Origin of the sequence: Ligilactobacillus cholophilus, from assembly GCF_030389495.1 — a bacterium.
In the GTDB taxonomy this organism is placed as follows: Bacteria; Bacillota; Bacilli; order Lactobacillales; family Lactobacillaceae; genus Ligilactobacillus; species Ligilactobacillus cholophilus.
This window is the reverse complement of record NZ_CP127832.1, coordinates 1,354,296-1,379,729: the sequence shown is the minus strand read 5'-3', so window position 1 is coordinate 1,379,729 and position 25,434 is coordinate 1,354,296. Positions and strand designations below refer to the sequence as shown.

Sequence of the window (25,434 nt, the reverse complement as noted above, 5' to 3'; positions counted from 1 at the left end):
AAATTTCCTTCCTAATCAAATTAATTATTTCCATCATCCATCACAGCTCCTGTAAAGGCATTAATCTTACGATAAATTGTACTTCCAGAAGCATTGTTTTTAATATAGAAAACCCATGTCGGAATATAAATTGTATTTCCGTTTACTGAAAGTAATTTAGAGTATGTTAAATTACTTGATTCAACTGTTGAATTACTTGGTAATTTATTATATTGATATAACCAAATTAAAGCACGCTTTTGGCTTATGATTTTACGTGATCCACGTAAAGTTTGAATATTTTCCAAATGTCCTTGGGTATATCCCTCAATATATCCATTTTTCACATGAAAACGAATTTGTCCAGAACTATCATATACTGGATCGCCATGAATATATTGCGCATAAACAATCACATTTTTAGTAGATAATTTTTTACAATATTTATAATCTTTTCCATCAATAATTTGACTTGGATCATTAACGATTGATTTCAATGATCGTTGTGGATTATCAGCATTCACTTTAATCATAGTAGCAAACGTTGAGTTAATTTGGTTATTATTGTAACTCCAATTTTGATAACGCAATGAGTTACCCTTTTCTTTCAAATGATTCCCATCTGAACTAGAAATATAATAACCATTATCTTTTTTATTAGAAACTTTTCCAACATTAATTTGATCATCACGCATACTTTTTAACACTGAAACAGTTGTATTCTCTGTTCCTTTGGAATTGGCATTAGGAATGGGACCTTGTCGAAAATATGAAGAAACAAGAAAAATATCAAGTATGATGAATGCAATAAAGAAAATCCATTCAATTCGTCTAAAATTCACTATGTTTCCTCCTTAATTTTCTTTTCCTAAATCTTTATAGTTAATCCAAATATCATTGTAATGAACGAAGTATGTTGGAATTAAATCTACTACCATTTGAGAATTATCATTTTGTTTCCATTCATAACCCACAACAATATCCTTAACTTTATTGATGTTATAATTATTATCCTTCAATGTTTGAATTACATCATTGGTTGATGGTAAATCAACTGTTTGAGCATTATTTGAAAGTGGAACTTGCAAATTATCTGTTGAAAATTGATACTGCATTGCTCCATTCTTTTGAATGCTAATTTCATAAGTTCCATTGTAATTATTGGAAATTATTGGATAACCATTTACATAACTTTGATATGTTACTTTTTTACTATTACTATCATATCCTTGATAACGAACATCATCCAAATTAGCACCTAATCGATTCAAATCATTGAAACTCTCTTTAAGAATATCATTAAATGAACTATCTGTACTATGTTTCTTTTGACGTGCATCACGAGAATAAGTAACCATCCCAGTTTTTCCATCGATCACCAATCGTTGCCCACTATTAGTAGTATATGTTGTGATTTCATCATGTTCTTTAGTTGAAATTGAATTTGAATTTGATGAACCTAATAAACGTGTCATAAATAAATTAGTGTTCTCTTTATTAATTAAATAACTATATTGTGAAACTTTAACCCCTTTAGTGTAATTCAAAATATAATTATTTTTACTAATTTCTTGGTATTGAACTAACGTTTGTTGCACGTTTTTATTGTCAACTACCTTATAAAGTGAATTTGGTAAATCATTTAACAACTCTACTTTATAAACTTTTAAATTACTATCATTAAATAAATAAATGGTTTTATGATCATCCAATGGAATGACAATATGTTTAAACGTTTTATTAGCATATTTTTTCAGTAATATATGCTGATCCATCATCTTTTCAAACAAGCCAATGGAAACTGGGCCTGAATATGACAACATTATGCTGTTATTCTTTAATAATTCTGAACGATATGCTGCAAAGTCCTCTTTAGTATCTCCAGTAATATCTTTTACATGAACTTTTTTAATACTATTTCGAATATCACCAACTAAATCTTCTTTATCACTTGTTAATTGCATTTGCTGTTTATCTTTGGTCAAAATCACTTTAGTTGGTAGATAAACATCTGACCATTTGTAATTATTATCTGACTTAGTAATATTATCCAAGTCATTTGTTGTCGTTGTTTGTGTTGTATTATGATGAAAAGTTACTGGATCAAGCCAAATAATTGCGGAAAAAACTAAACTAACTCCCACTGCAATTATTAATCCTATATGCAGCAAATATTTTTTAATCTTCACCCCATAGATCCTCCTCTTCATCGTATTCACGATATGGTAATGAAATATAGAAAGTTGAACCTTTACCTTCTACACTATCTGCCCAAATCTTACCATGGTGCATCTCAATAACTTCCTTAGAGATTGCCAAACCTAAACCTGTGCCACCTTGTGCTCGTGAACGTGCTTTATCAACACGGAAGAAACGATCAAAGACATGATTTAAGTCTTTCTTTGGAATTCCAAGACCTTGGTCTGAAATACTCAAAATTACGTGGTTATGCGTTTCTAGTAGTCGACATGTAATTACACCACCATTTGGTGAATACTTAATCGCATTATTCATTAAATTATCAATTACTTGAATAAATTTATCAGTATCAATTTCTACCCATAAATCCTTCTTTGTAAAATCACGTTTAATAGTATAATTTTTGGATTTGGTTGCATGAGTATCATTATTATCTTTTTCAAGCATCATTTCAAAACGATCCAAAATATAACTAAATAACTCATTTAGGTTAACCAATTCAAGATCTAATTTAACTCGGCCTGAATCCATTCGTGACAATTTCAATAAATCATTAATCATCCGAATCATCCGATCTGTTTCTTCTTGAGTGACCTTTAAAAATTCAGGGGCCACATTAGGATCCTTCCAAGCTCCATCATTTAAAGCTTCAATATAACTGCGCATACTTGTTAATGGCGTCCGCAATTCATGTGAAACATTTGAAACAAATTGCCGCAATTCACGGTCAATTTTTTCTTGTTCTGTTACGTCACGTAAAACACAAACAATTCCTGAAATAAAACCAGACTCACGTTGAATCAATGAGAAATAAGCATGTAAAATTTGATCATGGTCATCTTCTGACATATCAAGTGTAATTTCGTCTTGATTTTCAAGTAAATCATGCAAAGTATAGCGATCATGAATCTTTAAAACATCTAAAATTGATTTTCCAATTGTATCTTTTTCTTCGATGTCTAAATAATCACATGCAGCTTGATTAATAATATTAATCTTTCCACGACGATTAGTAGCAATAACTCCATCAGACATATGCGTTAATACTGAATCAAGTCGTCTTCGTTCTGATTCTGATTGTTCCTGTGCCTCTTCAACTCGAACTGATAAATTGTTAACCGCTTGGGCTAATTGACCAAGCTCATCTTTTCCATAAATATGAACTTGACCTGAATAATCTCCATTTGCAATTCTAGTTGTTTGTTTTTTCATTTCATCAATTGAACGTGTAATTGTACTTGATAAAATAATAGCTAAAAACAATCCAATCACAGTTGCAATCAATGCCGCTGTTGCAAAAATAACAGTAACATTATTGATTGAGGTATAAACACTTTCTAGACTAGCTCGAATATAAACCGCTCCGACAACGGTATTAGTATTTCCAGTTGCACTAAATAATGGTGTGATTGAAATATAATAACGTTTGTTATCATTTCGATCGTAAGTCATTTTAGAATAAGTACGACCATTATAAAGAACTTGCTTAATATCACTATCCGTTGTTCTTTGTCCCACTAAAGAACGATTATCTACGTCGTTATCACCACGAATAGTTCCCTTTGCATCGACAACCTCAACATCTGTAATATTACTATTATTAACGTCCTCTAAAATCGTTTTTATACGTTCATTTGCCCTTTGAGTATCACTAGACATCAAATTTTGTGCAAGAGAATTATCTACATAGGAAGATAGTTCTACCCTTTGTTTAAATGACTTTAAATTATCACTTTTCAATCGTTGAATAAAAACAGCCCCGACAATTTGAAACGCAATTAAAAGTAATAGCGCAAATACCAGGGCAATTTTAAAATGAATCGATTGAAAGAAGTGAAGTTTTTTTACATCTTTTGTTTGTTTTTGTTCACTCACTTTTATTCCAATCCTTTAAATTAAATTGTTTCTGAATTTCTTAAAAAGTAACCTACACCACGTCGAGTAACTAACCAAATTGGTCGACTTGGATCATCTTCAATTTTTTCACGTAATCTTCTAACAGTAACATCAACAGTTCTAACATCACCAAAATAGTCATATCCCCAAACTGTTTGTAATAAGTGTTCCCGTGTCATTACTTGACCCTTATGATTTGCTAAATAATACAATAATTCAAATTCACGGTGTGTAAGATCAATCTTTTCTCCATTTTTAGAAACAGAGTAAGAAGCAGGATGAATAACGATATTATCGCCAATTTCAATATCAGATTTCTTTCCATCATCTTCTTGTGCTTGAGCCTGTGCGATAGCTGTAGATTGACGACGCAGATTGGCCTTTACACGTGCAATTAATTCACGATTTGAAAATGGCTTTGTAACATAATCATCTGCACCCATTTCAAGCCCCAATACTTTATCAATTTCAGCATCTTTAGCTGTAACCATAATAATTGGCATGTTATGCGTCTTACGCACTTCACGTGCAACTTCGATTCCATCTACTTTTGGTAACATCAAATCTAATAATATTAAATCAGGATCGACTTCTTCTACCATTTTTAAGGCTTCTTCACCATCATATGCAGTGTAAACATCATAACCTTCTTTTTCCAAATTAAATTTAATAATATCTGAAATCGGTTTTTCATCATCTACTACTAAAATTTTTGTCATTCTAAATCCTCCCGGAACTAGTTGGTACCGCTTATCAATAAAATCTATTTCTATTCCTAGCGACGGTTTTTCCTATTGTTCATGTTTAATTATAAAACAACGCCAAATGTTTGCCAAACTTTGAAAATTATTGCAAAAATTGACGGTTTTTCATGAAAACAGCTAAACACTTTTAAAACTGTGATATAATACGTGTAGGTTCTAAATTTAATATCATGAATTACTTTGTCAAAATAATTATGCACTATCTGTATTTTTCATTTCATTGAATGAATGTTTTCTCGTTCTAATATACATTCTCCATTTTTTACATTCATTCAAAGTAATGATCTGATACATTCTCCCAATCTTGATAATGCATTTATTATTCATTTTGATGCATAAATTAATAATTAGCTCCGGAGTTTTTACTAATTTATTTTGAAGTTTTTTACTACATTCAAGTCAATCTTTGTTACCTCATTCTTGAATGGTTTTAATTAATTTCACATCAAATTGGACCACCTAATTCTATTTTCCAGAATAATCTCTTGATTTTACTTTTAGAAGCGATTTAAAATACAGAACAGAAAAGGATGCACCTGCACATGCATCCTTTTTAATATAAAAAACAATAAAAAACAGATTTTTCAAAAAAAATAAAAAAAAGACTTGCAATACTATTTTATTCTTGGTATTATATAAATCGTCGATAAGATATGTACTTATTTTTTGGGTGGTTAGCTCAGCTGGCAGAGCAACGGACTCTTAATCCGTGGGTCCAGGGTTCGATCCCCTGACCACCCATAACTTTAACAGACTAGTGATAGTCTGTTTTTTTTATTATTTATTTTACTCTGAGCTTTTTATTTGATATTATCGGCGAACTACATATAATAAGAATTGTAAGGAGTTAGAAGCCCTGTGTTAGATGGTAAACTAGTGACCATAAGGTGATGTGTTATGATTTAAGTCAGGGTCGAGGCTCCTTATTTTATTAAGCAAATTATTCTTAGCAAAGAAGGGTTCTATTATGACTGAAAAGCAATGCAAATGTGAATGCTCATGTGGCTGTTCAAACGGTAAAACTTGCACTTGCAAGTCGAACCCAAATGCAAAATGCTCATGTGCTCAAAATAAGTAATATGAGATAAACTCCTGCGTGACTGGGCCAAATTTTTATTAATTGTCAAATTTGCAGTGGGATTTGATAATTAATTGGAAAATTTGGTCTATTTTTTTGTCTTTTTTTAGATTAAGTTTAAAATATCTGTAAGGAGGTCTCAAAATGACTGAAAAAGATACTGTAAATAAAGACTTAATTAAAGACGATTTATATATGGCTGTTAATGGCAACTGGCTAAAAACAGCAAAAATACCTGATGATAAACCACAAACTGGGGGATTTCAAGATTTAGCTGATGATATTGAACAAACCTTAATGCATGATTTTGATACAATGCTTGATACTGAAGTTGATGATCAATACCTACGTGAATTCGTTAAGTATTATCGCCTTGCATTGAACTTTAATCAAAGGAATCATGATGGTTTTGCTCCTGCTAAAAAATATTTACAATCCATTTTAGCACTAAAAGATTGGCAAGATTGGCAAAACAAAGCTATTGAATTAACAATGCAAGGCTATGAAGCTCCTATTAATATGTATGTAAGTAGCGACATGAAAGATACTGAAAACTATGCACTTTATGCTTCTGTGCCTTCTTTGATTCTTCCAGATAAAACTTACTATACTGAAGAAAACGAAAATGGCAAAATGCTTTTACAAGTTTTTTCAACCATGGTAATGAAATTATTTAAGATGGCTGATTTTGATGATCAAAGCGCAAAAGAACATTTAAAACGTGCCTTAGCATTTGATGCTTCTCTTGCACCACATGAAAAAGACAGTACTGAACGAGCAAATTACCCTGAAATGTACAATAAGTACTCTTTTAATGACTTTAAGAAATTTAGTTCAATTCTTGATCTTGAAACTTATATCAAAGGCTTAATTGGAACTGTTCCTGATCAAGTTATTGTTGAAGAACCTAAGTACTATGAAGCACTTAACCAAATCGTTAATGAAGACACTTTTGAAAACTTTAAGAGTTGGCTATTAGTAAATACTTTAACCAGTGTCACCGGTTATCTAAGCAATGACATTCGTGTATGCGGTGGCGAATTTTCACGAGCACTTTCTGGTTCCAAAAAAGCAATGAGTCCACAAAAATCCGCATATTATCTTGCTACTAACCGCTTTAATCAAACAGTTGGTCTTTATTATGCACATAAATATTTTAGTGCTGAAGCTAAAAAAGATGTTGAACACATGGTTCATCAAATGGTCAATGTATATAAGAAGAGATTAGAACAAAATGATTGGCTAAGTGAATCAACACGTAAACAAGCAATTGTTAAATTGGATGCATTAGGAATTAATGTTGGGTATCCTAGTGAATTAGATCCTTTATACAAGAAATTTAAAGTTAATGAGGATTTATCTTTACTAGATAATGCATTAAACTTTACTGAAATCACTATTCGTAATCACTTTGCTAAGTTTGGTAAAAAAGTCGATCGTACACGTTGGCAAATGCCTGCTCATATGGTTAATGCATATTATGATCCTCAATTTAATGTTATTGTTTTCCCTGCAGCAATTTTGCAAGCACCATTTTATAGCATTAAACAATCATCCAGCCAAAATTATGGCGGGATTGGAGCCGTTATTGCTCATGAAATTTCACATGCATTTGATAATAACGGTGCTCAATTTGATGAAAAAGGAAACTTACATAACTGGTGGACAAAAGAAGACTTAGATTACTTCCAAAACTTAGCTCAAGACATGATCAATGAATTTGATGGTTTGGAAACACCAGCTGGTAAAGTAAACGGTAAGCTAGTCGTTTCGGAAAACATTGCTGATGCTGGTGGTTTAAGTTGTGCACTCGAAGCTGCTAAAGCAGAATCCGATGCCGATTTAACAGCTTTCTTTATTAACTGGGCACGAATTTGGCGTGTAAAAGCATCTATGGAAAGAATGCAACTTCTATTAAATATCGATGTTCATGCTCCAGCTGTTTTAAGAGCTAACGTCCAGCCACAAAATTTACCTGAATTCTATCAAACGTTTAATATTACAGAAAATGATGGAATGTATTTATCACCCGATAAGCGCGTAAGTATTTGGTAAAATAAAAAACCTAAGATCAATTTAGATCTTAGGTTTTTTTTACTTATCATTTTCAATTTTGTCCAAATATCCAATTAAATTATCTAAAGCCTTATTAATATCTTCTCTTTCCTTATCAGAAAGACCCTTTAAAAGAACATTGATGTATTCTGCATGTTCACGGTTATGCAATCTATAAAGCAATTTTCCCTTTTTAGTTAAAACGATATTAATAATACGACGATCAGTTGTATTTCTTTCACGTTCAACATATCCCAAACGTTCTAATTTATCAATACTTGTTGTTAAAGTTGCTTTAGATAATGACATTTGGTGTGCAATTTTTGTAATTGTTTGGTTCTTGTTCATTGCAATCGAATGAATTAAATGCAAATCCTTAACTGTTATGTCTTTAAATTGACTATGAGCTAATTCATTGCCTTCGTGTTGCATTGTTAAACTATATAAACTAAATAGTTTATCACTTAAAATTTGCATTTTTTTATTTTCTCGGCTCTTATTTTCACCCATATTGACCCCTCCGAAAGGATAGATTTTTCGTAGTCCAGTTTAGTCCATATAAGTAGTTACTAAACTGAATTATCTCTCTTTATTATATTTTATTTAATCTTAATGTAATTAGCAATTCAACTAATCTCAAAATACGAAAATTTTATATAAAAATAAAAAATGTGAAAGTTCCTTCAGCTATTTAATAAAGCCTTTAGTTAACTTTCACATCTAATCATTTATTATGCCTCTGTTTTAGCGATTCTTCCTTGTTGAATATAAACCGCTAAAATTGAAATATCTGCTGGGTTTACCCCACTAATTCGACTTGCTTGTGCTAAAGTTTCAGGTTGAATCTTACTTAATTTTTCAACCGCTTCAGTTGCTAACCCTTCAATGGCTGTATAGTCAATGTTTGCGGGTATCTTTTTAGCTTCCATTCGGTGTAGTTTTTCAACTTTTTCTTCAGCCTTTTTAATATAACCAGCATATTTATATTGAATTTCAATTTGTTCGATTACGCGTTTATCTAATTTATGATCTGGCGCAGGAATAAATTGAAGTAAATCATTATAACTCATGTATGGACGACGTAACATATCACTTGCTAATACGCCATCTTTTAATGCATGGTCACCATGAGCTTCAAGATAAGCATCAATTTCTTTATTAGGTTTAATCCGAATTGATTCTAATCTTTGTTTTTCGTTTTCAATATCTGCTTTCTTTTGTTCAAATTTAGCATAACGTTCATCTGAAATTAATCCAATTTCGTGACCAATTTCAGTTAATCGCAAATCTGCATTATCATGACGTAAAATCAAACGATATTCCGCACGTGATGTTAATAAACGATATGGTTCATTAGTTCCCTTTGTAACTAAATCATCAACTAAAACACCAATATATGCATCACTACGTTTTAATACAATTTCATCTTTTCCTAGAGCATGACGTCCTGCATTAATCCCTGCAATCAAACCTTGACCGGCAGCTTCTTCATAACCAGAAGTACCATTGATTTGTCCGGCTGTATAGAGACCATTAATTAATTTTGTTTCCAATGTTGGACGCAATTGATATGGTGAAACAACATCATATTCAATAGCATATCCTGGCCGCATCATTTCAGCATTTTCAAGTCCCTTAACATTATGCAACATTTCTAATTGTACTTCTTCTGGAAGAGAAGTTGAAAGTCCTTGAACATAATACTCATCAGTTGTCCGTCCTTCTGGTTCCAAGAATAATTGATGACGATCTTTATCTGCAAACCGAACAATTTTATCCTCAATTGAAGGACAATAACGTGGACCTACTCCTTCAATTACACCTGTAAACATTGGTGCACGATCTAAATTATCACGGATAATTTGATGAACTTTTTCATTAGTGTATGTTAACCAGCAAGACAACTGATCCTTCACTGGAATATATTCATCATCTGAAGATTCAAAACTAAAGTGGTTAACTTCTGCATCACCTGGTTGTTCTTCAGTTTCATCATAATTAATTGTATTTCCGTCAACTCGTGGTGGAGTTCCTGTCTTAAACCGTACAATATCAAAACCGTACTTTTCTTCAAGATTCTTAGTTAATTCGTTTGCTGGTTGTGAATTATTGGGACCTGAAGAATACATCAATTCACCAATGATAATTTTTCCACGTGCAGCTGTTCCTGTTGTCAATACAACTGATTTAGCACCATAATGTGCTCCAGTATTAGAAATAACTCCTGTTACTTTACCGTCTTCAATAATCAAATCATCAATCATACCTTGACGTAAAGTTAGATTTGGCTCTCTTTCTAATGTATGTTTCATTTCAATCGAATATTGACGTTTATCAGCTTGAGCACGTAATGCTCGCACAGCAGGACCTTTACTTGTATTTAACATCCGCATTTGGACATAAGTCTTATCAATATTCTTACCCATTTCACCACCAAGAGCATCGATTTCACGTACTACGGTCCCCTTAGCTGGTCCACCAACAGATGGATTACATGGCATAAATGCTACCATTTCAAGGTTAATTGTCATCAATAATGTTTTATTTCCCATTCTTGCTGCTGCTAAAGCGGCTTCACAGCCAGCATGCCCAGCACCAACAACAATGACGTCATAGTCTTTTGCTTTATAGGCCTTTCCCTCTTGCATTTTATCCTCCTTTAAATTGATTTAATTATTTTCCAAGACAGAATTTACTGAATAATTCATCCAATAATTCATCTTTATATGAATCACCTGTAATTTCACCTAAGTATTCCCATGCATCACGCATATCTGTTTGACACAAATCAACAGGCATTCCATTGTTAATTCCAGTTAAAACTGCATCTAATGAATTTGCTGCTTTATTTAACAACGCAATATGACGTGCATTATTAATAATAACTTCATTTTGTGAATTTTCAATTCCTTGCGCAAACATTTCTTTAATGCGGTTTTCTAATTCATCGACCCCAACATCATTTTTAATTGAAGTCTCAATTATATTTTCCCGACCGACTAATTTTTCAATCTCATCAACTTCAATTTGTTGTGGCAAATCAGTTTTATTTAAAATTACAATTCGTTGTTTGTCTTTAGTTAAATCAATTAATTGGCGGTCCTCATCTGTTAATGGCTCACTAGAATTTAATACTAAGATTACTAAATCACCTTGATTAATTGCTTTCCGTGAACGTTCAACCCCGATTTTTTCAACTTTATCTTCTGTATCACGAATTCCTGCTGTATCAATTAATTTCAATGGAATTCCTTTAATATTTACATATTCTTCAATAACATCCCGTGTAGTACCAGCAACATCAGTAACAATTGCTTTATCTTCATGTAATAAATAGTTTAATAAACTTGATTTTCCTACATTTGGACGGCCAACAATTGCAGTTGCTAAACCTTCACGTAAAATTTTTCCGCCTTGAGCAGTTTCTAAAAGACGTTGAATTTTTTCACGAACTTCAATGGTACGTTCTTTTAATAAGTTAGTTGTAATCATTTCTGTACCATCGTATTCTGGATAGTCAATGTTAACCTCAACTTTAGATAAAGTATCTAAAATATCTTCACGTAATCCACGAATTAATTTAGCAAGACTACCACCTAAATGATTTAATGCTAATTGAGCAGAGCGATCTGTTTTAGCCTCGATGATATCTAAAACTGATTCAGCTTGTGTTAAATCAATTCTTCCATGAAGAAATGCACGCTCTGTAAATTCTCCTGGATTAGCCATTCGAGCACCATAAGTTAACAATAATTGTAAAATTTTGTTAGTTGGTACAATCCCACCATGACAGTTGATTTCAACAATGTCTTCACGTGTATATGTCTTTGGTCCACGCATTACTGTTACCATTACTTCATCAACCATTTCATTATTTTTAGGGTCAATAATATGCCCGTAATGAATAGTGTGAGTTGGTACTTTAGTTAAATCCTTACCTTTATAAATTTTCATAGCGATTGACAAAGCATCATCGCCACTCAAACGTACAATTGAAATTGCACCTTCACCAGGAGGTGTTGAAATGGCTGCAATCGTATCATATTCTGTTGCTTCTTCTACCATGCTTAAAACCCTTTCTTTTTCATAATAAACATTTAACTAATAAAAAAAGTGCTACTCCACCCCTAGCTGCACAACTAAAGAGTGGGTAAAGCACTTTGACTACTTTATCTACTATCAAACTATTTCGCATACAATGTTACTTGGTTCTTTTTTAAAAGTCAAGATTTTTTGTTTGAATAATTCAAAAAGTATATAAGATTATTTTTAAGTAAAAAAAACTCTAATCTATGAAACCATAGATTAGAGAAAAAGGATTGTATATTTGGAGTATGTTAGGTAGCAAATAACTAGGGATGTTATTTACTATGCTTTATAGCATACTGACTAAATGTGAATTTTTCATGACTATTTTAAGCAAAAGCAACTAACTTTTATTGTTAATAAAATTAACGCTTTTTGTTTTTATTTGATCCAAAATCTAAATGCGTTAGAATTTCTGAAACAGTAAGTGCTGCTACTTTTAAAATAGGCATTCGTTTATTATTCAATGTTGAATGTACTTGAGCAGCATCTTTCACAAGTTCTGGAGTATTATTTACCTTTTCCTTCGATGGCAACATTTTAATTTCAGCTTGTAATGTTTCAATACGTTGTTGTTCATCTAATTCTTTACGCTTAGCACTTGTTAATTGATTAATACCTTCAGCTAATTTTTGTTGAATATCTTCACGTTGTTTCTGTAATTGCTTTAATTTTTCTTCTGCTTTATGAAGCTCTACGCGAACAGCTTGCATATTATTATTAGCATTTTGTAGTCTTGATAATTGATTTTGATAATTTTCAAGTAATTCTTTATCCTTAACCAATTTTTCCTTAGTTGCTCGTAGAACTTTATGTGTGTCTCCTTGCAACAAGTTAGTCTTATTTTCAACCTCTTCAAGACTTTCCTCTACATTTGCTAATTCTCGTTTTGCACCTCGTAAATTATAACGTGCTGTATTAAGATCAATCTGCTTATTTTGTAATGCTAAATGTGCATCCTTAATATCGTTATCGGCTACATTACTAATTTCAATTTTAGCTTGTTCTACTGCCTTTTTTTCAGTAGCAACCACTTGATTAGCACCATTTACAGATTTTTGAGCTTTAACTTGTTGCTGTTGCAACTGTTCTTTTTGTTCTATTAAACGTTCCATCATCATTTGTTCTTGTGAACTTAACTTTTTAGGCTGATCCTTAGTTTTTTCAAGATTGATGATACTTTGATTACCTTGAGCAATATCATTTTGTTTATTAGAAATTTTTTCACTTAATTGATTAATATTTTCAATAGTTGCACTTTGCAAGTCATGTTGTACTTGAATCTTTTGTTCTTGTGCTTTAGTTAGTTCTTCTTTAGCTACTTCTATTTCTTGTGCATTATCTTCGACATGCTTACGGCTCAGTTCGACCTCATTTTGAAGGTCATTGATTTTAGTAGTTGCTTGTCTTAAATTAGTTCGAGCATTCTCTAACTGTTTTTCAAAAGATGCCCGTTGTGAAGCAACTGTTAATTGCTCAGCTTGTTTGTTATCTTTTGATGCATCCTTTTGATGATTCATGATCTTTTTCAATGTATTAGAATGTGCATCAAAAATTGGTGATTTCTTCATACGGATACCTCTTTTTAATCGTCATGAAATTCTATTCCTTATATTACTTTGATTCGTGCGAATAAATACTTACTTTAATTTTAACATTTATCAACCATTCATGAAAAGAATATTCCAATCTTTAACATTCGTTTTATATTTTTATTGCACTACCTATTTATTTTCAGTCTCTTATTTTTTTGATATATTTAACCTATTAGGAGGAAAGTAACAATGAATTTTTCATTTTCTGATAAACACCCAAAAAAGCCTTGGTTAACTTGGATTTTTTGGATTATTAGTTTTATTGCTTTAAATATTGCTTTAATGATTGCTCAAAAGTTATTTCATTTACATACTTTTAGTGATTTTATTTTTATTCAATATATATGTGAAATTGGTATCATTATTTTTGCATTACTAATTAATCATTTATATACCAAAGAAACATTGATTTTTAAACAATGGAATATTTTTTCCCATTCATTTTTATTTGATGTATTCTTCATTTACTATATATTTGGAATTATAGTTTTACATCAACAAATGCATCATGTCATAGCATATGCATTCCTTGCACTTTTAATTGGAATTGCTGAAGAAGTCTCTTTTAGAGGAATTATCATGAGTAGTTTCATTAATAATTGGCGTGGTAAACACGCAATCATAATGGGGATTTTATTAAGTAGTTTTTTATTTGGAATAACCCATTCATTAAATGCATTCTCTCAACCACTAAAAAACACAATCATTCAGGTTGTTATTGCTTTTTCTCTTGGTATCATTTTAGCCTTTATGTATCTAAAAACTGCTAATTTAACCACACCAATCTTATTTCATGCATTAATTGATTTTACTTCGATTAGTATCTCTAATTCGGTAAAGAGTCAAGCTGGTTGGGAAACTGCTGGATTACTATTAACAATTGCGTTAATTACTTTTATTGTTGAATTAAGACCAAAATCTAGAAGAAAAATAGAAAATAATTTTTATAAAAATTGTTAATACGTGATTTTAACGTTTAAAATTGATACATTTAAATAGAAAATAATTTTGGAGATGAATTAAAATGCAATTAATTTCTCGTAATAATGCTGCCGTAATGATTCAAAAAAGAATGCGTACCGGTAAAAGATTACATGTAATTATCACAACTTGGAAACGTGATCGTAAAATTGAAATCACTCAAAATGGTAGTAATTTTAATTTAAATGAAAATGGATTTAAACATTATCAAGCACAAAAGTTAACTCAACAAAAATGTTTGCAAGTATTAAAAGAGCGTATGAATATTGAATTTCCACGTAGTCACCAAGTATATATTGCATTTAAATAAAAAATAGCCATGAATTCTCATGGCTATTTTTATTTTACTTTAAAATCATTTTTTATTTGTTCAACGGTTTTCGTGTTTAAAATCACTTTAAATATGACAGCCGCCAAAATAATAAAGAAAAGAATATTAATAATTCCATTCCCCCAGATTGGTGTAACATGCGTTAAAATCACAGCAAAAAAAGTTTCAATAAAGCTAAAAAAGATTGGAACCATAATATTAACACATCTTAGATAAAGTAAAGCACATATCAATCCTAGTGTAAAAAATGCCACTAATTGATAAACATTTTCGATAAAACCGCCATATAAGTTATTCAATAAGTAAACCTGAAATAAACTATATAAAATAGCACTCAATAATACACTTTTAGCAATTGCATGATCAGTTTTAAAATGATGCATCATACTTGGTAAAAGTACTCCAAAAAATGTTACTACAGAAATAGAAGAGGCTGATAAAATATAGCATAACCAAAAAACAGGATCTAATGAGATTCTTAATGATGTCTCTGAAGGAACTGTTTTAAATAATGCATTTATTCCTACTATATATAAAAACATGAATAGCCAAAGCCAACCAATTCTTTTAAAACCAAACCATTCAAAATAGATTTTTTCTTTTGTATAAAACCAATTAATTAGCAAAATTAATCCAATTACAATTAAATTACTAATTAGCATATCGAGTACTGTAATTTTAAATTGAAAAATTCGTGCAATTAAGTGCAAACCAAAAATTCCAACTAACCAAAATAATAATGTAAGCCAAACCTTTCTTAGATTATTATTCGTCTTTTTATTACTCATATTCGCTCCTCACTTTTCTTCATACCAAACATTTTAATATAAAAATAATCAAAATAAAACACTTTCAAGTTACCTGCTATATAATATGGTTATTAATAGAAATTAATAAAAAGAGGTCTTAATATGAATCATCAAATTATTAATAAAGAATTTTCAACAGTTGTAAATTTAGTTGTTACTTTTATTCAAAAAAAAGGATTCAAGATTTTTGATAATATTGACCAGTGCCAAGAAGCCACTAATGTTGGCCTAAACATTCCTAAAACACGTTTAATCATTTTCGGAAATCCTAAAATTGGAACGCTATTAATGCAAGAAAATGATGATATTACTTTTGAATTACCAATCAAATTGCTTTTAATTCAAAAAGGAAATCAAACTGAATTAATCTATCGCGATCCTCTCAATTTCGCTGGTCATGAAAAACTTACAGAAACTGGCAAAAAGATCTTACAAAAAATGCATAAAATGTATCTTGAAATGTATAATTTTGTATCATCAAAGTAGGTCTTAATAATATTCTACTTATTCTCAATTAACTTTTAATTGTGTTTCATGTGAAACATGATAATTTAAGCAATAAAAAAAGTGAGACTAATTGTCTCACCTGGGAGAGTTTTCGTTTACGCTATGTTCATTATTAAGGGGTCAAGAACAGCGCACAAATTACTTTTGAATAACGAAAACTAAATTATAAAATTATAATGCAGCAGATTTTTAATTTTTAAGTATCGGTTGGGAGAGGATACTATTTTTTATGATGATTTGATCATCGATTTATTTAAAGAAAGTAATAATACATAACAAGCATGCATCTATTAGCTTAATAATTTGTACAATATAAGTTACTGAGTAAATGAAATTAAAAATCATTATAATTTTATAACAAAGCATTTATTCGCATAGGGATTAACCTCTCTATGTTCACTTAGATTCTAACATTATCTCAAAATGTTTAATCTAAAATTTCCTGAATCAACACTTTTACTTCCCGAATTAATAATTTATTATTTAATTGGTTTCCATTGCCATTCATTCACTTCTGGAAGATCTCGTCCTGTATCACGGATATATTGATTATGTTTAGCAATTTCAGCATCCATTTCAGCTACAATCGAACCATATTGAGCAGGATTGTCTAAACTTGACACTGCTGCCTTGACCAAATCAAAACGATCTAATTGATTTACAACGCGCATATCAAATGGCGTTGTAATATCACCATTTTCACGATATCCATGAAAATCTACATTATGATTATGACGATCAAAGAAAATATCGCGCAACAAACCTTCAAATCCATGGAATGCAAAGATTATAGGTTTGTCTTTTGTAAAGTACATATCAAATTCTTCATCTGAAAGTCCACGTGAATTTCGTGATGGACTTTCAAGTTTTAATAAATCAATTACATTAATAAAACGAATTTTCAATTCAGGTAACTTTTCATGTAAAATTGAAATTGCTGCTAAACTTTCTAAGTTTGGTTCTGTTCCAGCTGCAGCAAAAACAATATCTGGTTCACCATCATTATCTGTTGAAGCCCAATCAATTATCTTCAATCCTTTATCAACTAATTCCTTAGCCTCTGCTGGAGAGTAGAATTGTTGCCGTGGGTGCTTAGATGAAACTACATAATTAATCTTGTCACGATCATTCAATATCTTATCAAAAACAGCTAATAAACAGTTAGCATCTGCAGGTAAATATTCTCGAATGTATTCTGGCTTTTTATCTGCTAATAGTCCTAAAATACCAGGATCTTGATGCGTATATCCATTATGATCTTGTTGGAATACAGTCGAAGTTGCCATAATATTTAAAGATGGTATTGATGTTCTCCACGGTTGTTCTTTAGCCTTTCTAATCCACTTAAAGTGTTGTGTAAGCATTGAATCAACTACACGCAAGAAAGCTTCATAACTTTGGAAAAATCCATGACGTCCAGTTAAAACATAACCTTCTAAAAATCCTTCTGCTTGATGTTCAGATAACTGAGAATCAATTACTCGACCAGATGGAGCTACAAACTCATCATATGGTTTATTAATTGGTTCTATCCATTGTCGCTCAGTGGCTTCAAAAATAGGAGCAAACCGATCAGACATAACTTCATCTGGTCCAAACATTCTAAAATTATGATTTTTTTCATTCATTTCAATAACATCTTTTAAATATGTCCCTAAAATGCGATTATCTTGAGCCATTATGCCGCCATGTTTACTTGTATCAACTGCATAGTTTCTAAAATCAGGTAAAATCAAATCATGAATTAATTTACCTGGATTTGTATTCTCATTTACTGCCATTCGTTGATTTCCCTTAGGCACAATTTCAGCAATTTCAGCTCTTAATTTACCATTTTCATCAAATAATTCTTCTGGTTTATAGCTTTTAAGCCATTGCGTTAATGCATCTGCATGTTCCATATGATCAGCATCAACTGGTAATGGAACCTGGTGTGCTCTGAATGAACCTTCAATTGGCTTTCCATCCCATTCTTTAGGACCTGTCCAACCCTTTGGCGTCCGTAAAATAATCATTGGCCATTGTGGTAATGATGAATCATTATTTTCACGTGCATTCTTTTGAATTTTCTTAATATCTTCAATGGCTTCATCCATTACCTTACTCATTTGCTTATGCAATTTTTTAGGATCGTTACCTTCAACAAAATATGGTTTCCAATCCATTCCTTCAAAGTATTTTTTCAAGTTTTCATCACTTTCACGTGATAATATTGTTGGATTAGAGATTTTATAACCATTTAAGTTTAAAATTGGTAAAACAGCACCATCTTTAATTGGATTAATAAACTTATTTGATTGCCATGAAGTTGCAAGTGGTCCTGTTTCAGCTTCGCCATCTCCCACTACTACTGCAGCAATGAGGTCTGGATTATCTAATATTGCACCTGTTGCATGTGAAATAGAGTAGCCTAATTCTCCACCTTCATGAATTGATCCAGGCGTTTCAGGAGCAGCATGTGAAGCAACTCCTCCAGGAAATGAAAACTTTTTAAATAATTTCTTCATTCCCCTTTCATCCTGACTAACTTCAGGATAAATTTCTGAATAGCTTCCATCTAAATATGAATTTGAAACCATTACCTGACCACCATGTCCAGGACCTTCAACATAAAACATATTTAAATCATACTTTGTAATTGCACGATTTAAATGTGCATAAATAAAGTTTTGTCCTGGAATTGTTCCCCAGTGACCAATTGGTCGAGCTTTTACATCACTTGCTTTCAATTCCCTTCTTAAAAGCGGATTATCTTTTAAATATAATTGTCCAATTGATATGTAATTCGCTGCACGCCAATATGCATCCAATTTATCTAAATATTCTGTTGATGAGTAATCTTGTTTCATTACTAATTCCTCCCTAAAGTTTGAAAACATTTTCATCTCACTATGCTATAAGCATACCTTCATTCGATTTGTGGGTCAACCTTTATTTTTTATGGTACGAACCAATTAAAAAAGCAAAAATAAAGGCTATGATAAAACCATAGTCTTTACTTACCAAAAATTACTATTTAATTATTTTAAACGTTCAACATCACGAGCAATAACTAATTCTTCATCAGTTGGAATCCGAAGGACTTTGATTTTTGAATCTTCAGTAGAAATAATGCCATCTACATTTGCATTATTCTTTTCATCATCAATTGCCATTCCCATAAATGATAAGCGATCAATAATTCGTTTGCGAATTGCACCTTCGTTTTCACCGATTCCTGCAGTAAAGACGATACCGTCTAAACCACCCATTTCAGCATAATATTGACCAACATAACGGACAATATTCTTTACGAATAATTTTATTGCTAAATGAGAACGTTGATCGCCATCTTTTTCAGCTGCTTGCAAATCACGCATATCTAATGAACGACCTGAAACGCCTAAAAGACCTGATTTTTTATTTAATGTATCTAAAATTGAATCAATATCTGTTGTTCCCATTTTCTTCATGACATAAGCTACTAATGAAAAATCAACATCTCCAGAACGTGTTCCCATTGTAATTCCTGTCAATGGTGTGAATCCCATTGATGTATCAAATGATTTTCCATCCTTAATTGCACACATTGAAGAACCGGCTCCTAAGTGACAAGTAATTAATTTTAAATCTTCTAAAGGTTTCCCCATATACTTAGCAGCTTGTAAAGCAACATATTGATGACTTGTACAATGATAACCATAACGTCTTACACCATAATCTTCATACCATTCATATGGTGTACTGTACATGTAATTTTCTTCTGGTAAAGTTTGATGAAAAGCAGTATCAAACACAGCTACAGAAGTTGCATTTGGTAACAGTTTCTTAAACTCCTTGATCCCAATTAAATTATTAGGATTGTGTAATGGAGCAAAATCAGCTAATTCGTCAATTTTTTGAATTACATCATCATCAACTACAACTGATTGATTAAAATATTCTCCTCCAGCAACTACACGGTGTCCAACACCTGTAATTTCATTAAAGTCGCTGACAATATTTAATTTCTTTAGTAATTTCAACATTTCCTGAATTGCTTCACCATGATTATTCAATGGCTTTTCTTCAGTATATGTTTCGCCATTACCATACTTGATCTTGATCTTTGAACCATCAAAACCAATACGTTCCAATAAACCTTTTGCAATTTCTTTTTCTTCAGGCATTTCATATAATTTAAATTTTAATGTAGAACTACCTGAATTAATAACTAATGTTTTTTCCAATAGACTTTCTCCCTTATAAAAAAATCTATAATGAAAATACCACTTTTAATGGCAAAAAAGCAAGTAAAATCAAGCTTTTTTAACAAAAAATATTCGATTTACGAATTAATTCAAAATATTAATTTATTAAAATAAAGTATAATTTTTTATATAATATATCTAAATTATTGTTTAATAAACATTAGGTAATTTTTTTACTTTGACGTTAAATTAATTTATCGTTTTTTGAATTTAGTTTTTTCTTATAATTACTATAAAAAAACAGCAACACCGCACTTACGATGTTGCTGTTATAAGCTTTGCAACTATTTTCTCTTGCTCTTATATGCTTTACGCTTAGCTTTTTCTAAACGTTTTTGGTGAGCTTTTTCAGCTGCTGCTTTTTCTTCACGTTCGCGACGAATCTTAAATGGATTTTGTAACAATAATGTTTGCCCTACTGAAAAGGCATTTGTTACCACCCAATAAAGTGCTAAGGCAGATGGTAAGTTGATTGCAATAAATCCTGTCATAATTGGCATGAAATAAAGCATCATATTACTCATCATATTATTAGTACCTTCAGGCTGACTCATCATTGTTAACTTAGATGTTGCAAATGTAAATAATGCAGCCAAGATTGGCATAATGTAATATGGATCTTTATCACCTAAGTGCATCCATAAGAAATCACCATTCTTCAAAATTGGTGAACGCCAGATTGCTTGATACAAAGCAATCAAAATTGGCATTTGAATTAACATAGGTAAACATCCGGCAATTGGATTAATTCCAGCTTCAGCATAAAGTTTTTGTTGCTCTTCGCTTAACTTTTGCATTGATTCTGGATCCTTGCCTGGATATTTCTTTTGTAATTCCATCAATTTTGGTTGAATTTCCTGTGTCTTACGGGTACTCTTCATTTGATAGAACATCAAAGGCAAGATAATAATTCTAATAATAATTGTAAAGACCACGATTCCCCAGCCATAATTATGACCGAATACATTACTTAGCCATTGAATGGCACGCACAAAATTCCAAATAATGTAATGATCCCAAATACCTGTACTATGAGAAGTAATTGGTGCATTACTTGTACATCCTGCAAGTAATACGGCCAAAGATAATGTTCCAAGAATCGCAAAATTTCTTTTTTTACGTCGTTTCATTAGTTATGCAATTCCTCACTTTTCGATTCAGTTTTTACCGGCAATACTTTCGCTAACCGTAACGCATGACTTAAATGTTTTTTTACATCATGTGTTGACATCCATGCTACTGTAGGTCGAGCTATCACTAAGAAATCACAATCTTGTTTTAACTGTGGTTTCAAATCAGTTAAAGTTTGGCGAATTCTACGCTTGACCCAATTTCGAGCAACCGCGTTCCCAACTTTCTTACCTACTGAAATCCCTACTCTGAAATGAACCTGATTTGGTTTTTCAAGCATATAGACTACAAATTGGCGATTAGCTACCGATTTCCCTTGAGTAAAAACTTTTTGGAATTCTGCTTCTTTTTTGACGCGGTATGATTTTCTCATTGTCAATCTCCTAATGTCTTATCAATTTTCTAGATAAGAAAAAAGACCACTGACGGTCCAGTGATCTATGCAGACAATACTTTTCTACCTTTACGGCGTCTACGTGCTAACACATTGCGACCGTTCTTTGTACTCATACGCTTACGGAATCCGTGTACGCGTTGACGGTGACGTTTCTTAGGTTGGTAAGTTCTTTTCATGAATTACACCTCCTTATAGATCAGCGATTCAAAAACTTAAATTAAGTGTTTTTTCATCTTTTTATCAAGTCAAAACAGACTTACTTTAGTAAGTTTAACATAGAACAACTCATATGAAAAGAAATTTTTTATTTTTAAAGCAACAAAAAACTTAGGATTTTATTACGTTTATCATTATTTTTATCCACATTTTTAAGAAATTTATCTGCAATTTAAAAATTTCTTTGTGAATAAAGTTTAAAGCTAATCACAGCTTTTTTTACATAGATATCCACAAATAACATGGTGTTAATTCTAAAACTGTGATTTTTTGTTAAATCTGTGGAAAACATATATAAACATTGATATAGCAATAAGGATTTTTTACATCGAATTGTGGATAAACAGATAATCAAAGTGAGATATCCACACTTTTTATTACCCTGTGGATATCTAAAATAACATGTGTGATTCCTCTAAAAATGTTTTTGCACAGTTGTGGAAAACTTGCTTTTTTAATGCTACAATGTACGTATAATTTTTATAAAGGAGGACTATTTAGTGCAGGATCCAGAACTTGAATCATTATGGAAAATAATCTCAGATGGTTTGCAACAATCCTATGCGCCAATTTCATATAATACATGGATTAAGCCTGCTAAACCTATCAAATTTTCAAATGATACTTTAATTATTAATGTTCCATTCAAGTTAATTAAAGATTATTGGAATCGCTATATCTGTAATGAAATTATTGATTTACTTGAACCTGCTATCGGCAAAAGAATCAAAATTACCGTTCATTCAGATGATGAAACCACTCCTTCAGAAGTTCAACAACCATTAGCTAATGATCTAGAAAAAGAACTTTCATCATCTGTCAAGCAAGATACAAATTTTATTCACAATAATCAATTGAATCCCGACTATACGTTCGAAAAATTCGTCGTTGGTAATGGAAATAAAATGGCGCATGCTGCTGCTTTAGCAGTTTCAGAAAATCCAGGGAAAATTTATAATCCTTTATTTATTTACGGAGGCGCTGGATTAGGGAAAACTCACCTAATGCAAGCAATTGGGAATGAAATTCTAACACGTAATCAAGCTAATAAAATTAAATACGTATCTAGTGAAGCTTTTATGAATGACTATATCAATTCAATTCGTTCAAATAATCAAATTGAATTTAGAGATGAGTATCGTAATGTTGATTTGCTTTTAGTTGATGATATTCAATTTTTGGCAGATAAATTAGGAACACAAGAGGAATTTTTTAATACATTCGAAACACTTTTTCAAAATAACAAACAAATCGTTTTAACTGCTGATCGTTTGCCGAATGAAATTAAAAATTTACAAGAACGTTTAGTTACTCGCTTTAAGATGGGTTTGGCTGTTGATATTACACCACCTGATTTTGAAACTCGAATTGCAATTTTACGTGAAAAATCTCAATCACTTGGCTTAGATTTACCAAATGAAGCTTTAAATTACATTTCAGGTCATTTTGATAGTAGTGTACGTGATTTGGAAGGTGCTTTAAAACGAATTCAAATTGTTACTTCGATGACGAATGGTCCAATCACCACAAGTATGGTAGCTGATGCTTTACAAGGATTGATTGATCAAAAGGGTAATAAAGAAGTTACAATTTCGTTAATTCAAAATAAAGTTGCAAAATACTTTAATGTAACTGTAACTGAACTAAAAGGTAAAAAACGAGTAAAAGAAATTGTTCATCCACGTCAAATTGCAATGTATTTAAGTCGTGAACTAACGAATGCCTCATTACCTGCTATTGGTAAAGAATTCGGTGGCAAAGATCATACTACTGTTATTCATGCTCATGAAAAAATAGAAACTGATCTCTTAAAAAATAAAGATTTACAAAGAGAAATAAAAGAATTAAAAGATGAACTTCAAGTCTAGCTTGTGAATAAAAGTGGACAGTTGTTGAAAATTATCCACAAGTTATACACAGACTAAATCTTACATACTCAAGCTTTTTAAAAGTTTTCCACAGAATCAACAGCACCTAATACTACTAATATAATAAATTACTTATATATATTAATTAAGGAGCAACTTATATTATGAAATTTACCATTAAACGTAATCCATTCATTAAAAAATTAAATGATGTACAACGAGCAATTTCTTCAAAAACAGCAATCGAAATTTTAACAGGTATTAAAATTGATTTAACAGATAAAGTTTTAACTTTAACTGGTAGTGATTCTGATATTTCAATTGAAAATGAAATTAAAGTTGACGATGTTGACTATAATCTAATCATTGATGAACCAGGTGCAATTGTTTTACCTGCACGATTCTTTAGTGAAATTGTAAAAAAATTACCAGAAGATACATTTACATTAGAAGTAAATGATCGTTTCCAAGCAACAATTACTTCAGGTCAAACTGAATATCAAGTTAATGGAGTTGATTCAAATAACTATCCTCATTTACCTGAAATTGACTCTAATGAACATTTAAAAATTTCAGCTGACTTATTTAAACAAATTATTAATCAAACTGTAATCGCTGTTTCAAATCAAGAAAGTCGTCCTTTATTAACAGGGGTTCATTTAGTTATTAGTAACGGAGAATTACATGCAGTTGCTACTGATTCTCATCGTTTAAGTCAACGTAAAGTAAAATTAACTGGTGCTGAAGAAATTAATTACGATATTATTGTTCCTGGAAAATCATTAATTGAATTATCAAGAATGATTGGTGATGAAACTGATGATTTAGAAATTCAAATTGCAGAAAATCAAATTCTATTTACATTCAATGGCACAGCTTTCTATTCAAGACTATTAGAAGGAATGTATCCAGATACAGATCGACTCATTCCTCAAAGCTCAGAAACAACAATTGAATTTAATGCTGTAACATTTTTACGTGCAATTGAACGTGCTTCATTACTTTCACATGAAGGTCACAACAATGTAGTTAAATTAAGTTTGAATGTTGAAACACAAAATGCAACTTTATCAAGTAATTCTCCTGAAGTTGGGAATATTGAAGAAGAACTTCAATTTGATAAATTAAGTGGAAATGACATTGAAATTTCATTTAATCCAGATTATATGAAAGCAGCACTACAAGCTCTTGGACAAGCTGAAGTAAAGATGGATCTAACATTACCACTAAGACCATTTACATTAATGCCAACCGAAGATAGTGAAGAATTTATCCAATTAATTACACCAGTTAGAACATTTTAATAAATATTA

Annotated in this window: 20 protein-coding genes and 1 tRNA gene; 7 read left to right on the top strand and 14 right to left on the bottom strand. The window is 31.2% G+C overall.

Going from position 1 to position 25,434, the window contains the following annotated elements; all coding sequences use genetic code 11:
- Positions 1–20 precede the first annotated feature (20 nt).
- The 4 genes from QPK35_RS07130 to yycF are packed head-to-tail and all read right to left on the bottom strand — an operon-like array spanning position 21 to position 4,793.
- The gene (locus QPK35_RS07130) at positions 21–821 is read right to left on the bottom strand and encodes a two-component system regulatory protein YycI (RefSeq protein WP_290033261.1); all 801 of its coding nucleotides are present in this window, start codon (positions 819–821) and stop codon (positions 21–23) included.
- Between the two features lie 12 nt (positions 822–833).
- Positions 834–2,168 (bottom strand): YycH family regulatory protein, encoded by a 1,335-nt coding sequence (locus tag QPK35_RS07125; RefSeq protein WP_290033260.1) that lies wholly within the window; start codon positions 2,166–2,168, stop codon positions 834–836.
- Entirely contained in the window at positions 2,158–4,053 is a 1,896-nt protein-coding gene (walK, locus tag QPK35_RS07120; protein WP_290033259.1) for a cell wall metabolism sensor histidine kinase WalK, read from the bottom strand. The genes QPK35_RS07125 and walK overlap by 11 nt, the downstream gene beginning before the upstream one ends.
- A gap of 20 nt (positions 4,054–4,073) precedes the next feature.
- Positions 4,074–4,793: a response regulator YycF gene (gene yycF / locus QPK35_RS07115; protein ID WP_290033258.1), complete on the bottom strand. Its 720-nt coding sequence runs from the start codon at positions 4,791–4,793 to the stop codon at positions 4,074–4,076.
- A 713-nt stretch (positions 4,794–5,506) separates the two neighbouring features.
- On the opposite strand from yycF, the gene QPK35_RS07110 reads away from it, so the two are divergent.
- Positions 5,507–5,579: transfer RNA gene (locus tag QPK35_RS07110), tRNA-Lys, on the top strand.
- Between the two features lie 481 nt (positions 5,580–6,060).
- Positions 6,061–7,971 (top strand): M13 family metallopeptidase, encoded by a 1,911-nt coding sequence (locus tag QPK35_RS07105; RefSeq protein WP_290033257.1) that lies wholly within the window; start codon positions 6,061–6,063, stop codon positions 7,969–7,971.
- Between the two features lie 39 nt (positions 7,972–8,010).
- Here QPK35_RS07105 and QPK35_RS07100 read toward each other — a convergent pair whose 3' ends face one another.
- From QPK35_RS07100 to QPK35_RS07085, 4 genes are all read right to left on the bottom strand, one after another.
- Positions 8,011–8,481 carry a MarR family winged helix-turn-helix transcriptional regulator gene (locus QPK35_RS07100; RefSeq protein ID WP_290033256.1) on the bottom strand — a complete coding sequence of 157 codons (471 nt, stop codon included), beginning with the start codon at positions 8,479–8,481 and terminating at the stop codon, positions 8,011–8,013.
- Positions 8,482–8,702: 221 nt separating this feature from the next.
- Positions 8,703–10,619, bottom strand: coding sequence for a tRNA uridine-5-carboxymethylaminomethyl(34) synthesis enzyme MnmG (gene mnmG / locus QPK35_RS07095; RefSeq protein ID WP_290033255.1), 1,917 nt, complete (start codon positions 10,617–10,619; stop codon positions 8,703–8,705).
- Positions 10,620–10,644: 25 nt separating this feature from the next.
- Positions 10,645–12,036, bottom strand: a complete 1,392-nt coding sequence (mnmE, locus tag QPK35_RS07090; RefSeq protein ID WP_290033254.1) for a tRNA uridine-5-carboxymethylaminomethyl(34) synthesis GTPase MnmE — start codon at positions 12,034–12,036, stop codon at positions 10,645–10,647.
- Positions 12,037–12,422: 386 nt separating this feature from the next.
- Complete coding sequence (locus QPK35_RS07085; protein WP_290033253.1) at positions 12,423–13,628, bottom strand: coiled-coil domain-containing protein; 1,206 nt, start codon at positions 13,626–13,628, stop codon at positions 12,423–12,425.
- Between the two features lie 213 nt (positions 13,629–13,841).
- On the opposite strand from QPK35_RS07085, the gene QPK35_RS07080 reads away from it, so the two are divergent.
- Both QPK35_RS07080 and QPK35_RS07075 read left to right on the top strand, forming a co-directional pair.
- Positions 13,842–14,612: a CPBP family intramembrane glutamic endopeptidase gene (locus QPK35_RS07080; RefSeq protein WP_290033252.1), complete on the top strand. Its 771-nt coding sequence runs from the start codon at positions 13,842–13,844 to the stop codon at positions 14,610–14,612.
- 64 nt (positions 14,613–14,676) lie between these two features.
- Entirely contained in the window at positions 14,677–14,943 is a 267-nt protein-coding gene (locus QPK35_RS07075; protein WP_290033251.1) for a hypothetical protein, read from the top strand.
- A 29-nt stretch (positions 14,944–14,972) separates the two neighbouring features.
- On the opposite strand, the gene QPK35_RS07070 is transcribed toward QPK35_RS07075, so the two are convergent.
- Entirely contained in the window at positions 14,973–15,752 is a 780-nt protein-coding gene (locus QPK35_RS07070) for a hypothetical protein (RefSeq protein WP_290033250.1), read from the bottom strand.
- 123 nt (positions 15,753–15,875) lie between these two features.
- Here QPK35_RS07070 and QPK35_RS07065 point away from each other — a divergent pair, with 123 nt between their 5' ends.
- Positions 15,876–16,259 carry a DUF302 domain-containing protein gene (locus QPK35_RS07065; RefSeq protein WP_290033249.1) on the top strand — a complete coding sequence of 128 codons (384 nt, stop codon included), beginning with the start codon at positions 15,876–15,878 and terminating at the stop codon, positions 16,257–16,259.
- 500 nt (positions 16,260–16,759) lie between these two features.
- Here QPK35_RS07065 and QPK35_RS07060 read toward each other — a convergent pair whose 3' ends face one another.
- The 5 genes from QPK35_RS07060 to rpmH form a co-directional block, all read right to left on the bottom strand.
- Positions 16,760–19,129, bottom strand: coding sequence for a phosphoketolase family protein (locus QPK35_RS07060; RefSeq protein ID WP_290033248.1), 2,370 nt, complete (start codon positions 19,127–19,129; stop codon positions 16,760–16,762).
- 171 nt (positions 19,130–19,300) lie between these two features.
- Complete coding sequence (locus QPK35_RS07055) at positions 19,301–20,488, bottom strand: acetate/propionate family kinase (protein ID WP_290033247.1); 1,188 nt, start codon at positions 20,486–20,488, stop codon at positions 19,301–19,303.
- Between the two features lie 305 nt (positions 20,489–20,793).
- Entirely contained in the window at positions 20,794–21,639 is an 846-nt protein-coding gene (gene yidC / locus QPK35_RS07050) for a membrane protein insertase YidC (protein WP_290033246.1), read from the bottom strand.
- Positions 21,639–22,013: a ribonuclease P protein component gene (rnpA, locus tag QPK35_RS07045; protein ID WP_290033245.1), complete on the bottom strand. Its 375-nt coding sequence runs from the start codon at positions 22,011–22,013 to the stop codon at positions 21,639–21,641. The genes yidC and rnpA overlap by 1 nt, the downstream gene beginning before the upstream one ends.
- A 65-nt stretch (positions 22,014–22,078) precedes the next feature.
- Complete coding sequence (gene rpmH / locus QPK35_RS07040; RefSeq protein WP_057827207.1) at positions 22,079–22,213, bottom strand: 50S ribosomal protein L34; 135 nt, start codon at positions 22,211–22,213, stop codon at positions 22,079–22,081.
- Positions 22,214–22,753: 540 nt separating this feature from the next.
- Here rpmH and dnaA point away from each other — a divergent pair.
- Together dnaA and dnaN are read left to right on the top strand one after the other, a co-directional pair.
- Entirely contained in the window at positions 22,754–24,121 is a 1,368-nt protein-coding gene (gene dnaA, locus QPK35_RS07035) for a chromosomal replication initiator protein DnaA (RefSeq protein WP_290033244.1), read from the top strand.
- Positions 24,122–24,285: 164 nt separating this feature from the next.
- A complete protein-coding gene (dnaN, locus tag QPK35_RS07030; RefSeq protein ID WP_290033243.1) occupies positions 24,286–25,425 on the top strand; it encodes a DNA polymerase III subunit beta in 1,140 nt (379 codons plus the stop codon).
- Positions 25,426–25,434: the final 9 nt, after the last annotated feature.